Origin of the sequence: Nocardia sp. NPDC049707, from assembly GCF_040674855.1 — a bacterium.
In the GTDB taxonomy this organism is placed as follows: Bacteria; Actinomycetota; Actinomycetes; order Mycobacteriales; family Mycobacteriaceae; genus Nocardia.
The window spans coordinates 185,272-197,654 of the sequence record NZ_JBFANN010000003.1; the positions used below are offsets into that span (position 1 = coordinate 185,272).

Here is a 12,383-nt window from a genome sequence, read left to right on the forward strand (position 1 = left end):
TGCACTTATCCGGGGCCCCGCAACGACCTCCCAGGCGCCGATGAGTGCGCACCATGCGAGAGAGTGGCGTCAGTTGCGGCCGCGGACGTCGAACTGGCTGCGGTTGGTGATCAACTTGTCGAGCAGCATCACGAGAATGTGCTGCTCGGCCTCGGTAAGTACGCTCGCCCACGCGTACTCACGCTCGTTGTGTTCCCGGTAGGTGGCAGCCATCTCGGCGCGCCCCTTCTCAGTGAGCGACAGCTGCACCGAGCGCCCGTCGTGCTCATCCGGCCTCCGCTCGAGCAGGCCGCCCGCTTCCAGCGTCTTCGTCAGGTTCGACACCGCCGCACGGCTCATACCGGTGAGCTTGGCGGCACTCTTCGACTCGATCGGGCCAGCGAGCCAGGTCACGAACATCAGCCGGAACGCCGACCACGACAGCCCACGGGGTCGGTGCACCGAGGATTCCAGGTCGTAGGTGACCACGTTCGCGGCCCGGTTGAGGGTCAGCAGAACCTGGGTGGCCAGCTGGTGCGTGGAGCCGAACTCGGTGCTCAGCCGCCGATTCGCGAGGTCGATGAACGACCAGAAGTCGAGCGAGTCGGGCGTCGCCGAATGCTCCACCGCGCTGCGTCTTTCGTCCCCGCTCATGCGGCCGACCCTATCGCGGCCGGTAGTGGATGCGCGCAGCGCGGGCGGTCCCGAATACTCACCCAATTAGTATATCTGTGAACTATTCACGAATACCTCATCGCCGTCCTCCGATCATGCCGATCAACAACGGCGATCGCTGCGCCCCAACGGGTTACCGCTCCGCGCCGGAAGTTCTGTACAAAGGATTCGAACCGACGGGCCGGGACGACGACACCGAGAGGACGCACATGACCACGCTGCAGACACTCGACCGTGGGCTACGCGCGCTCGACATCGTCGCGCAGTCGCCGTCCGGCATCTCGGTGGCCGACCTGTCCAAGGAACTCGACGTCCACCGGGCCATCTGCTATCGGATCGTCGCCACCCTCGAAGCACACTCGCTGGTCACCCGCACCACCGACGGCCGGATCCGGCTGGGCGTCGCCACCGCCGTGCTCGCTTCGCGGTTCGAACCGCAGTTCACGAGAGACGTCCAGCCCGTCCTGCACGCACTCGCCAACGAAACGCTCGCGACCGCGTTCATCTCCGCAGCCCAGGGCCCGAACTGTGTCGTGATCATGGTCGCCGAACCGGAGGGCGCCCTACTGCGGGTCGGTTACCGCGTGGGCAGCAGCCACCCGCTCGAGCGTGGCGCAGCCGGCATCGCGATCCTCGCGCGGCGCCCGGAAGCGCCCGGCGACTCCGATGCCGTCCGCCAAGCCCGCGCCGACGGCTACAGCCTCACCCGCGGGCAGCTCGAGCACGGCGCCGTCGGCATCGCGTCCGGCATCGCCCTCCCGGAGGGGGTCAGCTCGAACACCGGCCTCGAACGCAGTGTCGGCGTCGTCGCAATAGACGGGCTCGATACCGACCGGGCCGCGGACGCCGTGATGCGCACCGCCCGCGAGGTCGAGCACCTCATCAGCGTCTGACGCTTCCCCGTTCCCTCTCTCCTGCCCGTTTCGTAAGGCTGCCTCGAACCACCGTGGCACCGGTCGCACCCACACCGGTGACCACGGCGAAGACCCGCGGCGCACCGAATTCTGCCCAGCCCCTTGCCAATTCGAGCGCCGAAAGCGGTGTCACCTCCGACCGCTCGAGGATCACTGCGGTGCGGTGCGCACAGCGCGAACCGAGCGCGGGCAATCGGGTCATCCCCAGAGGCTCGGAACAGGCCACCTACCTGTTGTCCAAGCCGTACTTGACCTCGAATGTGACCGCGCTTACTCTGTCCGGAGTTCGCTCACCGATACATGGTGTGCGTTATTAGTAACTTCGCATTTCAGCGCAGTTTAGACAGACGGAGATGCAAGTCATGAGCGTGTGCCCGATCGACCACGCAGCCCTACAGAACACCGGCCGCTCCACGGCCGTGCCGGGCTGCCCGGTTTCCGCGAATGCCGCCGCCTTCGATCCCTTCACCGGCCCGTACCAGATCGATCCCGCGGCGTCGCTGCGTTGGTCGCGCGACGAGGAACCCGTGTTCTACAGCCCCGAGATCGGCTACTGGGTCGTCACCCGGTACGAGGATGTCAAGGCGGTCTTCCGCGACAACATCCTGTTTTCGCCGTCGATCGCACTCGAGAAGATCACCCCGGTCTCCGACGAGGCGACCGCGACGCTCGCCAAGTACGACTACGCGATGTCGCGCACCCTCGTGAACGAGGACGAGCCCGCGCACATGCCGCGACGCCGCGTGCTGATGGACCCGTTCACCCCCAAGGAACTCGTCCACCACGAGCCAATGGTCCGCCGGCTCACCCGCGAGTATGTCGACCGCTTCATCGAGTCCGGCAAGGCCGACCTCGTCGACGAGATGCTGTGGGGGGTCCCCCTCACCGTCGCCCTGCACTTCCTCGGTGTGCCCGAGGAGGACATGGACACGATGCGCAAGTACTCGATCGCGCACACCGTGAACACCTGGGGACGTCCGGCGCCCGAGCAGCAGGTCGCGGTGGCCGAGGCAGTCGGCAAATTCTGGCAGTACGCCGGGCAGGTGCTCGAGAAGATGCGCAAGAATCCGTCCGGACACGGCTGGATGCCGTTCGGCATCCGCATGCAGCAGGAGCAGCCCGACATCGTCACCGACTCGTACCTGCACTCGATGATGATGGCGGGAATCGTTGCGGCACACGAGACCACGGCCAATGCGTCGGCCAACGCCTTCCGCCTACTGCTCGAGAACCGCAGCGTGTGGGAGGAGATCTGCGCCGACCCGAGCCTGATCCCCAACGCCGTCGAGGAGTGTCTGCGCCACTCCGGTTCGGTCGCCGCGTGGCGCCGACTGGTCACCGCCGACACCACCATCGGTGGCATCGACATCCCCAAGGGCTCGAAGCTGCTGATCGCCACGTTGTCCGCCAACCACGACGAGCGCCACTTCGACAACGGCGACGACTTCGACATCCGGCGCGAGAACTCCAGCGATCACCTGACATTCGGGTACGGCAGCCACCAGTGCATGGGCAAGAACCTCGCCCGCATGGAGATGCAGATCTTCCTCGAAGAGTTCACCAAGCGCCTCCCGCACATGGAACTGGTCCCCGACCAGGAGTTCACCTACCTGCCCAACACGTCGTTCCGCGGGCCGGATCACGTGTGGGTGCAATGGGATCCGGAGAAGAATCCGGAGCACGCCGATCCGTCGATCCTCGAGAACCGCCAGCCGGTGAAGATCGGCGAGCCGTCGAAGACCAACATCTCGCGGAGCGTCACGGTGGACGCGATCACCCCGGCCGCCGACGGTGTCGTGCGCGTGACGTTGTCCGATCCGTCGGGCAAGCCGCTGCCCAAGTGGACTCCAGGCTCGCACGTCGATGTCGAACTCGGCGAACTGTCGCGGCAGTACTCGCTGTGCAGCGATCCGAACGACCTGTCGCACTATGAGATCGCGGTGCTCGAGGAGCCCGAGAGCCGCGGCGGCTCGCGCTACGTGCATCGCACCCTGAAGGCCGGCGACACGCTGAAGATGCGCGGACCGCGCAGCCACTTCAAGCTCGACCCCGACGCCGAGCGCTACGTCTTCATCGCGGGCGGCATCGGCATCACCCCGATCGTCGCGATGGCCGACCACGCGAAGGCCGCCGGCAAGGACTACGAGATCCATTACTGCGGACGCGATATCGCGACGATGGCGCTACTCGACCGGCTGACGGCCGACCACGCCGACAAGCTGGAGGTGCACTCCAGCACGGCGGGCAACCGGCTCGACATCCCGGCCCTGCTCGACGTCCCCGTCGACGGGACGCAGATCTACTCATGCGGCCCGCAGCGACTACTCGCCGCGCTAGCGGAAGCCACCGCGCACTGGCCGGAAGACTCCCTCCACGTCGAGCACTTCACGTCGAACCTGGCGACGCTCGACCCGGCCAACGAGCACGCGTTCGAGGTCGAACTGCGTGACTCCGGTCTGACTATCCAGGTGGCCGCAGACCAGACGGTGCTCGAAGTCCTGCGCGCGTCGAACATCGACATCCAGAGCGACTGCGAAGAGGGGCTGTGCGGATCGTGCGAAGCCCCCATCCTCGACGGCGAGGTGGATCACCGCGACATGGTGCTCACCAAAACCGAACGGGCGCAGAACAAGTCGATGATGACGTGCTGCTCGCGTGCATGCGGCACAAAGATCACCCTCGCGCTCTGACCAACCTCCCCAGAATCTCTTCAGCACCCGAAAGGATCCGTCATGGGATCTTCCAGCGTCTCCGCGCCCGCAGTACCACCGGGCTCGTCTGCGATCGACCAGCCACCCAAGTCCAGCTTCACGCGCGTCCTCACCGGCAGTATGGCCGGTGCCGTGCTCGAGTGGTACGACTTCGCGATCTACGGCATCCTCGCCGCGACCGTCCTCGGTCCGCTGTTCTTCCCTGGCGACAGCGGCGTCGCGAAGCTGCTGTTGGCCCTGGCCACGCAGGGCCTCGGCTTCGTCGCCCGCCCGTTGGGCGGCATCGTCTTCGGCCACCTCGGTGACAAGTTCGGGCGCAAGCCGATGCTGGTTGTCACGTTCCTGATGCTGGGCACCGCGACCGCGGCGATCGGCCTGCTGCCCACGTACGACCAAATCGGTATCTGGGCCACCGGCCTGCTGGTCGTTCTTCGCATGATCCAGGGCTTCGCTCTCGGCGGCGAGTTCGGTGCGGCGGTGCTGCTGGTCAGCGAGTACGGCGAGCCGAAGAAGCGCGGCTTCTGGGCATCCTGGCCACAGGCCGGCGCCCCGCTGGGTACCGTCCTCGCCACCATCGTGGTCTCGGTGATCGGATTGTTGCTGTCCGACGACGGGTTCGACCGATGGGGTTGGCGAGTCGCGTTCCTGTTCGCGATCCCGCTGCTGATCATCGGATTCTGGGTGCGCCGCGGCGTCGAGGAGTCCCCCGTCTTCAAAGCCGCCCAGGCGGCAGACCGCGCACCGGCGGCGCGGGAGCGTTCGTCCATCCTCGAGGCGCTGTCGCGCCCGCGTGAGGTCCTCACCGGCCTGGGCATGCGCCTCGGCGAGAACATCGCGTTCTACGTCTACACCGTCTTCGTCATCGCATACGCCACCACATACTTCGACTTCCACCGCGGCGACATCATCATGGCCGTCACGTTCGCGTCGCTGTGCCAGTTCGTCGGCATGATCGGCGGCGGCGCGTGGTCCGACCGAGTTGGCCGCAAGAAGGCGCTGATGGTGCCCGCGATCGTCCTTGTGGTCTGGGCGCCGGTGTTCTTCTGGCTGGTCCAGTTGGAGAGCCTGCCGATGCTGTGGCTCGGCGTCTGCGTGGGCGCCTTCTTCCACGGCATGCTCGCCGGCCCGGAGGCCGCGTGGATCACCGAACTGTTCCCCACCCGCTACCGCTACGCCGGTTCGTCGCTGGTGTTCCAGGGTTCGTCGATCATCGCGGGTGCCCCGGCGCCGTTCATCGCGGTCTGGCTGATCAAGAACTTCGGTGTCGGTACGGTGGTCGGCTATCTGGTGGTCACGATGGCGATCACGGTGATCGCCATCTCGTTCAGCCGGGAAACCAAGGGCGTGGATCTCGACGATATCGCCTGAGGCGAGACCGTTCGGTCGCCCCACACGACCTGACATCTGGGCCTCGGTCCCGCCCCGCCCGGGGTGGGACCGGGGCCCGACTCATGCGTTGTTCGAGGCACCGGTCGCGCTGGCCACCAGCATCGAAAGGGTCCCTTTCCAGCCACGCCCGCACGGTCGCCCGGTGGGACGCAAGCCATTAGTGAGCCACACCAAACAAGCCGGGAGCAGCCGATTAGGGAGCCTCCCACCGGGCACCTGGGACTCGATCCTGGCCGGGATCAAACCCTGACACCAGTCTTAAGTAGCCGATTACAGGATATTCAGGCTGGCTGTGATCCGCGGCGTTGCGTAGCGGTGTTCTCGCGGCGTCAAGTGGCACCGAGGACGCGGTAGGTCACCTAACGTCAGGGCTCCGAATGGCCCGGCCGTCCAGCAGGCGGCGGATCTCCTCGCCCGGATATGGGGTGCTCCGGCTCTCCTGCTGGAAGGCACGCGTGAATGTGGACATCGCCGCGGCGATCGGTGCGTGCCGGAAGCCCGCCCCGCCGGTGAGACCGACGCCGTAGTGGTAGAACAGCGGCAAGTCGAAAAGGTTCGCCGTGGACCGGACATGCTCGGGCTGTCGTTCCAGGTCGGTGAGAGGTACTCGCTTCACGAAGACCGGGGTTCCGGCGACCTCCAGCAGTGCCGACTTCCCACCGATACCGGCGCCGAGCGGTGCGGCCACGTCCACGAGCTCGCGCAACGCGTGATCGCTGTGCAGCGCCAGTGCCGTGGAGACGGCGCTGTGGACGTGCAGGCGCGCCGGGCGCGACATGTCGCGGGTCGTCGCCGCGTCAGATGACGAGGACGTCACTGCGTCAAGGGAATTCGCTGCGGCCTTCATGTGGGCGCCGACCTCGATTCAGCCATGGGCCACGCGGTTGTGCCGGCGGCCTCCGGAGCGGGCAGGAGGTCGGTCCGCAGGCCGCACCCGACGGCGGTCCCAGCTTGCCCCCGGAACCGCACTCTACGTCACGATCTGCAGGACTTGACGATCTATAGGACTATCGCAAGAGATGCAGTGCGCAATGCATGACAGCGCCGGCACCCGCGGACAGGGTGCCGGCGCTGTCGTCTTCGCGACCCCGGAAGCGTTGCCGGTCAGGGCTTTCCGGTGAAGACCGGGTCCTCGAAGGACCGACGTGATCGGACCCAGGAGGGGGCCAGGCCGTCCACGATCTCGTCGGTCACGGACTCGTCGAACACGACGATGCGGTCCGCGATGCGCCACTGCCCGTCGCGCCGCTCGAAGCGGTCGACGTAGCGGCACTTGATGGTTGCGCGCGACTGCGACGCCCCCGGCCGCGCCGGGGCCTGCCGCAGGTAGCACAGGCAGTACGACTCCACATTCGCCGTGTCGCCGTCGAGGTCGATCAGCACGTTGGTGATGTAGTGCAGGGACGAATCGATCGTGGCGTGCCGGGACTTCATGTCCTCGATCAGGCCGTCCACGGTGCCGACGTAGCCACCGTGGTTGTCGATCGCGTCCGGGAAGTAGCAGTCGGCCACGCGGTCGAAGTCCTTGCGGTCCACCGCCCGTGCGTAGCGGTAGAGGACCTCGGTGATCTCCTGCTTGTCGATCAGCGACATGTGCATCTCCTATCGAACGAAAACGGGCCCTGCCGATGACGCCACCGGCAGGGCCCGACCCAGCCGTACTAGTCGGCGCGGAGCTCGATGCCCTTGGTCTCCTTGACGAAGAACACCGCACCGAGGGTGAGCAGCGCGCAGAACACGAAGTAGCCGGCCGGCGCGAGTCTGTTACCGGTGATGTCGATCAGCCACGTCGCGATGAACGGCGCTGTGCCACCAAGGGCCATGTTGGTGATGTTGTTGCCCAGGGCGAGACCGCTGTAGCGGACCGACGCCTTGAGCATCTCGACGTACGTCACGTACGACGCACCGTTGACCACCGACACCGCGATGAACAGCACCGACTGCCCGAGGACCGCCTGCCAGATGCTCCCGCCCGCCATCAGCATGAACATCGGGACACCCAACACCACGGCGGCGATACTGCCGACGAACAGCACCGGCTTGCGGCCGTGGCGGTCGGCCAGGTAGCCCGCGATCGGCAGCGTGACGACACCGAGGATCAGCGCCAGGGACGTGGACAGGAACGCGACGGTGGAGGACTGCCCACCGGCCTTCTGCAGGTAGGTCGCCGCGTACACCGAGGCGATGTAGTAGCCACCGGTGATGAGCGCACCGAGGAAAATGATCTTGACGAGGGCGCCGCCGGAGCTGGTGATCAGCTCCTTGACCGGGACCTTCGCGGTCTCGCCCTTGTCCTCGAGCTCCTTGAACTGCGGGGTGTCCTCCATGTGGTTGCGGATCCAGACGCCGACCACACCGATCACGACACTGAGCAGGAACGGAATTCGCCACGCCCACGAGATGATCTGGTCGTGCGTGAACACCGAGGTGAGACCGAGCGCGATCAGCGACGCGACGAGCGAACCGAGGTAGGTGCCCGAGTTGACCATCGAGGTCTGGAAGGCGCGCCACTTGGCCGGAGCGGACTCGGACACGAAGGCGTTGGCACCGCCCAGTTCACCACCGGCCGCGAAGCCCTGGAGGCAGCGGGCCAGCACCAGGATCGCCGTCGCCCACACACCGAGCGTGATATAGGTCGGCATCAGACCCATCGCCGCGGTCGCGACGACCATCAGCAGAATCGTCCAGGAGAGGGCGTTCTTGCGGCCGTATTTGTCGCCGATGTGGCCGAAGAAGATGCCACCCGGCACGCGCAGGAAGAAGGCGACGGCGAACGTCGCGAACGTACCGAGCAGCGCGGCGGTGTCGTTCTCCGAGACGAAGAACAGCGACGCGATGATCGTGGCCATGTAGCCGTAGATACCGAAGTCGTAGTACTCGACGACGGTACCGACGATGGCGGCCCGAACCACCTTGACCGTGGACTGCTTCTGCGCGACCGGCGCGGGAGCCGGTCCGCGGACGGGCTCGGAGTTACGAGCCGCGGGCTCCACAGTGTCGTTTATTGGCATGGGTGGTCCTTTGTCAGTGTCTAGCATGCAACACGCTCGGTGCTGCGGTTGTTATTGCCGTCGATGTCATCGACTCGCCGCGCGCGGTATGTGCGGCGTTGATTCCGGCGATCCGGCCCATTGTGAGGGCGTTCGCCACGGCGTTGCCGCCGCCTACGTACCGGAGGCCGAGGATTCCGGCTCCGGCTTCTCCGGCCGCGAACAGTCCGTCGACCGGACTACCGGTCCGGTCCAGTACGGACGCGTTGCTGTCGATCTCGACGCCCGCGTGCGTGCAGACGAGCTCGGCAGGCAGCAATCGCGCGGCATAGAACGGACCCTGATCGATCGGATCCGGGTCAGCGGTGGAGCCCTTGTTCGCCAGCGTGCGATGACGGAGGAAGTCGTCGTCCACGCCGTTCGGGAGCTGCGCATTCCATCGCGTGACTGCCGCCGCGAGAGCATCGGCTGGCACACCCATCCCCCGGGCGAGTTCCGCGACGGAATCGGCCCGCAGCGTCCGTCCGGAATCAGCCTCTTCGAGAATCCGACCGGAATCCCAATCAGCATATCCGGCAGGAAGATTCAGGCGAGCCTTGTCGTCGAACACGACCCAGGCGCCACCCTCCTGTGCGTCGATGATCCCGGTCGAGACCGCGTACGACGCGTCCTCGTCCATGAACCGCCGGCCCTGGCCGTTGACGTAGATCCGCGACTTGGGCGGGAAGCCCGACTGCCAGTGGTGGTACCGCTGGAAGTAGACCGTCGGCAGCATCAGACCCCAGCCCGCACCGGCGACGGCCGCGCCGACCTGCTCGCCGAAGGCCAGGTGATCGCCCTGGCTGCCCGGGGCGGCCACGACGAACAGGGAGTCCCCGCCCCTGTTCGCGAACGGGTACAGCTGGTCGACCAGGCCCTTGTTCTGCGCGAACCCACCGCTCGCGATCACGACCGCCGACGCGCGGACCTCGATGTCGTCGGCGACGACACCGACCACCCGGCCATCCTCGATGAGCAGCGACTGCACACGGGTGTTCATGACGACCTCGACGCCGCGTTCTCGGCGCGCCTTGTCGAGCGCCTGGACCAGCCCGTAGCCCTGGTCCTTGGGCACGTGGCCGCGCCAGACGTCCTCGACACCGGCCTGACACAGGCCCGGCATGTGCGCGTTGGCCGACTCTCGTGCGGGGATCTCCACGCCCAGGCCGATGAGCCATTCGAGCGTCGGCCCGGTGTTCTCGCAGAACGCCCGAACCAGGCCCGGCTTGAGCATCCAGTGGTTGAGGTCCATGTAGTGCTGGAAGAACTTCTCCGCGGAGTCCTCGATGCCGAGGCCGCGCTGCACGCTGGTCCCGGCGGCGGTGAACAGACCCGCCGACAGTTGCGTCGAGCCGCCCAATTCGGTCTGCGACTCGAACAGCAACACCGACGCGCCCTGCTCCGAAGCGGACACGGCGGCCGCCAGTCCCGCTCCGCCGCCGCCGATCACGACGACGTCCCAGGTGTCTTCACTCATGAGAGGACCCCTCCCGTCTCGGCGACGATGCGGTGGTACAGCCCGTTGGACACCAGGCCACCGTCCACCGTCACCTCGCTGCCGTTCATGTACGTGGACCGGTCGGACAGCAGGAACAGCACCGCGTTCGTGATCTCGTCGACGGTGCCCATGCGTCCGGCCGGAATGCTGCCCAGTGAGGCCTTGATGAAGGCATCCGCTCCCCCGACGAGAGCGGTGCCGACCAGTCCGGGATGCACAGAGTTCACCCGGATGCCCCATTTCGCGAGCTGTCCCGCCGCCGACTTCGACAGCCCGGTCAGGCCCCATTTGCTCGCCGCGTACGCGGGCGAGAAATATCCGATCTGCCCGGAGATCGACGAGATGTTCACGATCGATCCACCCCCGCTCCCCCTCATCAATGGAGCGGCGGCTTTGATCCCGTAGAACGGCCCGAACAGATTGATCCGCATGGTCAGTTCCCAGACGTCGTCCGGGGTATCCATGAACTCGCGTCGACGGCTGATACCGGCGTTGTTGACCAGGCCGCCGAGTTCCCCTGCGGTGCAACGGATCTCGTCGATCACGCGGGTCCACCCGGCAGAGTCCGCGACGTCGAGTTCGTGCGCCGACGCACTGCCGCCGGCGGCCTCGATCTCGGTGAGCACCGCGGAGGTGTCCGCGACGTCGGCCAGACACACGTGCACACCGCGCTCGGCGAGCGCCTTGGCGTGGTTGGCCCCCATGCCGGCCGCAGCGCCGGTGACGAGCACGACGCCCGGGTAGGCGATGGACTCAGACATGCCGCGAACCACCGTCGACAGCGATGGAGTGCCCGGTCACGTAGCGGGCGCTGTCCGAGAGCAGGAACAGCAGCGGGCCGAAGACCTCTTCCGGCGAGCCGATGCGGTGCAGGGGTACGACGTTCAGTGCGTGCTCGAGCGCGGCAGGGTCCTCGCGGACCCAGCGGGTCATCTCGGTGTCGATATAGCCGGGTGCGATCGCGTTGACGCGAATTCCCTTGTCGCCGAGCTCGACCGCGAGCGACTCGGTGAGGTGCGCGACAGCGGCCTTGGACGTGCAGTACGCGCCGCGGCCGCGCCGGACGCGCAGCGCCGACACCGACGACATGTTCACGATCGCACTGCCCGGGGCCATGTGTCGCGCCGCCGCCTGCGAACCGAACAGCACGCCCTCGACGTTGACGTCGAGCACCGCGGCGATCTGCTCCGGGGAGATCTCCTCGACCAGGGCGAACGGGAAGATGCCCGCGTTGTTGATCCAGAAGTCGATGCGGCCGAACTCCCGCAGCGCCGTCTGTGCGAGGGCCTCGTGCTCGTCAGCCTTGGTCACGTCGACGCGGGCACCGACGACGCGGCCCGGCGTATCGGCGAGCGAGTTCGCGGCGAGTGCGTCGGCTATCTCCTGCGCGGTCGCGGCCATCTGCTCTTCGTTGATGTCGGCGCCCACGACGTGCACGCCGCGGGTCGCGAGACCGGCGGCGAAGGCCGCGCCCATGCCGCGGGCGGCGCCGGTGACGACGGCGACCTTGCCAGCCATCTCCGGGTACAGCGCCGTCATCTGCGACGCGTCGGTGCGGCCGGGATTCTGGGTGTCGGCGGTGTCGGTCATGATCGGGTGTTTTCCTCCAAAAGCAATGTTCTGCATAAGATTCGAGGCTCTCGTTTGTCGAGGCTCGCGGTGACGAGATGGTCAGGCCGGTCGGCTCTGATCGTCCCGGCGGACGGACCGGCGCGCGATGCGCCACTGGTCGTCCTCTCGCACCACACGGTCGGTGACGGTCGTGAACCGCACGAGGCGGGACTCGCCGCCGATCCGTGTCGCGACGATCTGCAGGTAGGCGCGAACCTCGAGTTCGTCCTCGCCGGCGCGGTCGACGACGATGTTGGTGAGCACGTGCCGGTGCGCCTCCCCTGCCGCGGACGCGTTCGTGAAGAACCTGTTCGCGAACTCGGTGAGCGCGACCGTCCCCACGACCGGTTCCGGATAGCTGGGCGAGTGGAACTCGCCCTCCGCCGTGAAGGTGGCCGCCCACGCCGCGGCTGAGCCTTCGTCGATGAGGTGGCTCTGACGACCGTACAGCTGGTGAATCTCCATGAATGCCGCCGCACCGATGTCGGCAGCGGCATTGATACCCGTCCCGGTCATAAAACGAACTCCTCGGTCACTCTCCGGTGCATCCATCGGGATTGCACCGCCTCGCCATGTG

The 12,383-nt window shown here is 66.7% G+C and carries 11 protein-coding genes; 3 read left to right on the forward strand and 8 right to left on the reverse strand.

The genetic code is table 11. The features are described from left to right. Positions 1-69: 69 nt before the first annotated feature. On the reverse strand, positions 70-633 hold the full coding sequence (locus AB0J29_RS05135) for a MarR family transcriptional regulator (RefSeq protein WP_364779485.1): 564 nt from the start codon (positions 631-633) through the stop codon (positions 70-72). 230 nt (positions 634-863) lie between these two features. Between AB0J29_RS05135 and AB0J29_RS05140 the strand changes: the two genes are divergently transcribed. The 3 genes from AB0J29_RS05140 (at position 864) to AB0J29_RS05150 (ending at position 5,647) form a co-directional block, all read left to right on the forward strand. Continuing rightward, positions 864-1,547, forward strand: a complete 684-nt coding sequence (locus AB0J29_RS05140) for a helix-turn-helix domain-containing protein (protein ID WP_364779488.1) — start codon at positions 864-866, stop codon at positions 1,545-1,547. 383 nt (positions 1,548-1,930) lie between these two features. Then, complete coding sequence (locus AB0J29_RS05145) at positions 1,931-4,258, forward strand: cytochrome P450/oxidoreductase (protein ID WP_364779491.1); 2,328 nt, start codon at positions 1,931-1,933, stop codon at positions 4,256-4,258. A 42-nt stretch (positions 4,259-4,300) separates the two neighbouring features. Continuing rightward, the gene (locus AB0J29_RS05150; RefSeq protein ID WP_364779494.1) at positions 4,301-5,647 is read left to right on the forward strand and encodes an MFS transporter; all 1,347 of its coding nucleotides are present in this window, start codon (positions 4,301-4,303) and stop codon (positions 5,645-5,647) included. A 376-nt stretch (positions 5,648-6,023) separates the two neighbouring features. On the opposite strand, the gene AB0J29_RS05155 is transcribed toward AB0J29_RS05150, so the two are convergent. The 7 genes from AB0J29_RS05155 to AB0J29_RS05185 all read right to left on the reverse strand — a co-directional run bounded on the left by AB0J29_RS05155 (position 6,024) and on the right by AB0J29_RS05185 (position 12,322). Beyond that, positions 6,024-6,446, reverse strand: coding sequence for a hypothetical protein (locus AB0J29_RS05155; RefSeq protein ID WP_364779497.1), 423 nt, complete (start codon positions 6,444-6,446; stop codon positions 6,024-6,026). Between the two features lie 326 nt (positions 6,447-6,772). Next, positions 6,773-7,261, reverse strand: a complete 489-nt coding sequence (locus AB0J29_RS05160) for a nuclear transport factor 2 family protein (protein WP_364779500.1) — start codon at positions 7,259-7,261, stop codon at positions 6,773-6,775. Between the two features lie 68 nt (positions 7,262-7,329). Beyond that, positions 7,330-8,679 carry an MFS transporter gene (locus tag AB0J29_RS05165; protein ID WP_364779503.1) on the reverse strand — a complete coding sequence of 450 codons (1,350 nt, stop codon included), beginning with the start codon at positions 8,677-8,679 and terminating at the stop codon, positions 7,330-7,332. A gap of 13 nt (positions 8,680-8,692) precedes the next feature. Beyond that, positions 8,693-10,174: an FAD-dependent oxidoreductase gene (locus AB0J29_RS05170; protein ID WP_364779506.1), complete on the reverse strand. Its 1,482-nt coding sequence runs from the start codon at positions 10,172-10,174 to the stop codon at positions 8,693-8,695. Beyond that, positions 10,171-10,956, reverse strand: coding sequence for an SDR family oxidoreductase (locus AB0J29_RS05175; protein WP_364779509.1), 786 nt, complete (start codon positions 10,954-10,956; stop codon positions 10,171-10,173). The genes AB0J29_RS05170 and AB0J29_RS05175 overlap by 4 nt, the downstream gene beginning before the upstream one ends. Next, a complete protein-coding gene (locus tag AB0J29_RS05180; protein ID WP_364779512.1) occupies positions 10,949-11,785 on the reverse strand; it encodes an SDR family NAD(P)-dependent oxidoreductase in 837 nt (278 codons plus the stop codon). The genes AB0J29_RS05175 and AB0J29_RS05180 overlap by 8 nt, the downstream gene beginning before the upstream one ends. A gap of 81 nt (positions 11,786-11,866) precedes the next feature. Continuing rightward, entirely contained in the window at positions 11,867-12,322 is a 456-nt protein-coding gene (locus AB0J29_RS05185; RefSeq protein WP_364779515.1) for a nuclear transport factor 2 family protein, read from the reverse strand. Positions 12,323-12,383 lie beyond the last annotated feature (61 nt).

Excerpts from the sequence above, each read along its gene's own strand:
- AB0J29_RS05135 (WP_364779485.1), bottom strand. The coding sequence starts at position 633 with ATGAGCGGGGACGAAAGACGCAGCGCGGTGGAGCATTCGGCGACGCCC.
- AB0J29_RS05140 (WP_364779488.1), top strand. The coding sequence starts at position 864 with ATGACCACGCTGCAGACACTCGACCGTGGGCTACGCGCGCTCGACATC.
- AB0J29_RS05145 (WP_364779491.1), top strand. The coding sequence starts at position 1,931 with ATGAGCGTGTGCCCGATCGACCACGCAGCCCTACAGAACACCGGCCGC.
- AB0J29_RS05150 (WP_364779494.1), top strand. The coding sequence starts at position 4,301 with ATGGGATCTTCCAGCGTCTCCGCGCCCGCAGTACCACCGGGCTCGTCT.
- AB0J29_RS05155 (WP_364779497.1), bottom strand. The coding sequence starts at position 6,446 with ATGTCGCGCCCGGCGCGCCTGCACGTCCACAGCGCCGTCTCCACGGCA.
- AB0J29_RS05160 (WP_364779500.1), bottom strand. The coding sequence starts at position 7,261 with ATGTCGCTGATCGACAAGCAGGAGATCACCGAGGTCCTCTACCGCTAC.
- AB0J29_RS05165 (WP_364779503.1), bottom strand. The coding sequence starts at position 8,679 with ATGCCAATAAACGACACTGTGGAGCCCGCGGCTCGTAACTCCGAGCCC.
- AB0J29_RS05170 (WP_364779506.1), bottom strand. The coding sequence starts at position 10,174 with ATGAGTGAAGACACCTGGGACGTCGTCGTGATCGGCGGCGGCGGAGCG.
- AB0J29_RS05175 (WP_364779509.1), bottom strand. The coding sequence starts at position 10,956 with ATGTCTGAGTCCATCGCCTACCCGGGCGTCGTGCTCGTCACCGGCGCT.
- AB0J29_RS05180 (WP_364779512.1), bottom strand. The coding sequence starts at position 11,785 with ATGACCGACACCGCCGACACCCAGAATCCCGGCCGCACCGACGCGTCG.
- AB0J29_RS05185 (WP_364779515.1), bottom strand. The coding sequence starts at position 12,322 with ATGACCGGGACGGGTATCAATGCCGCTGCCGACATCGGTGCGGCGGCA.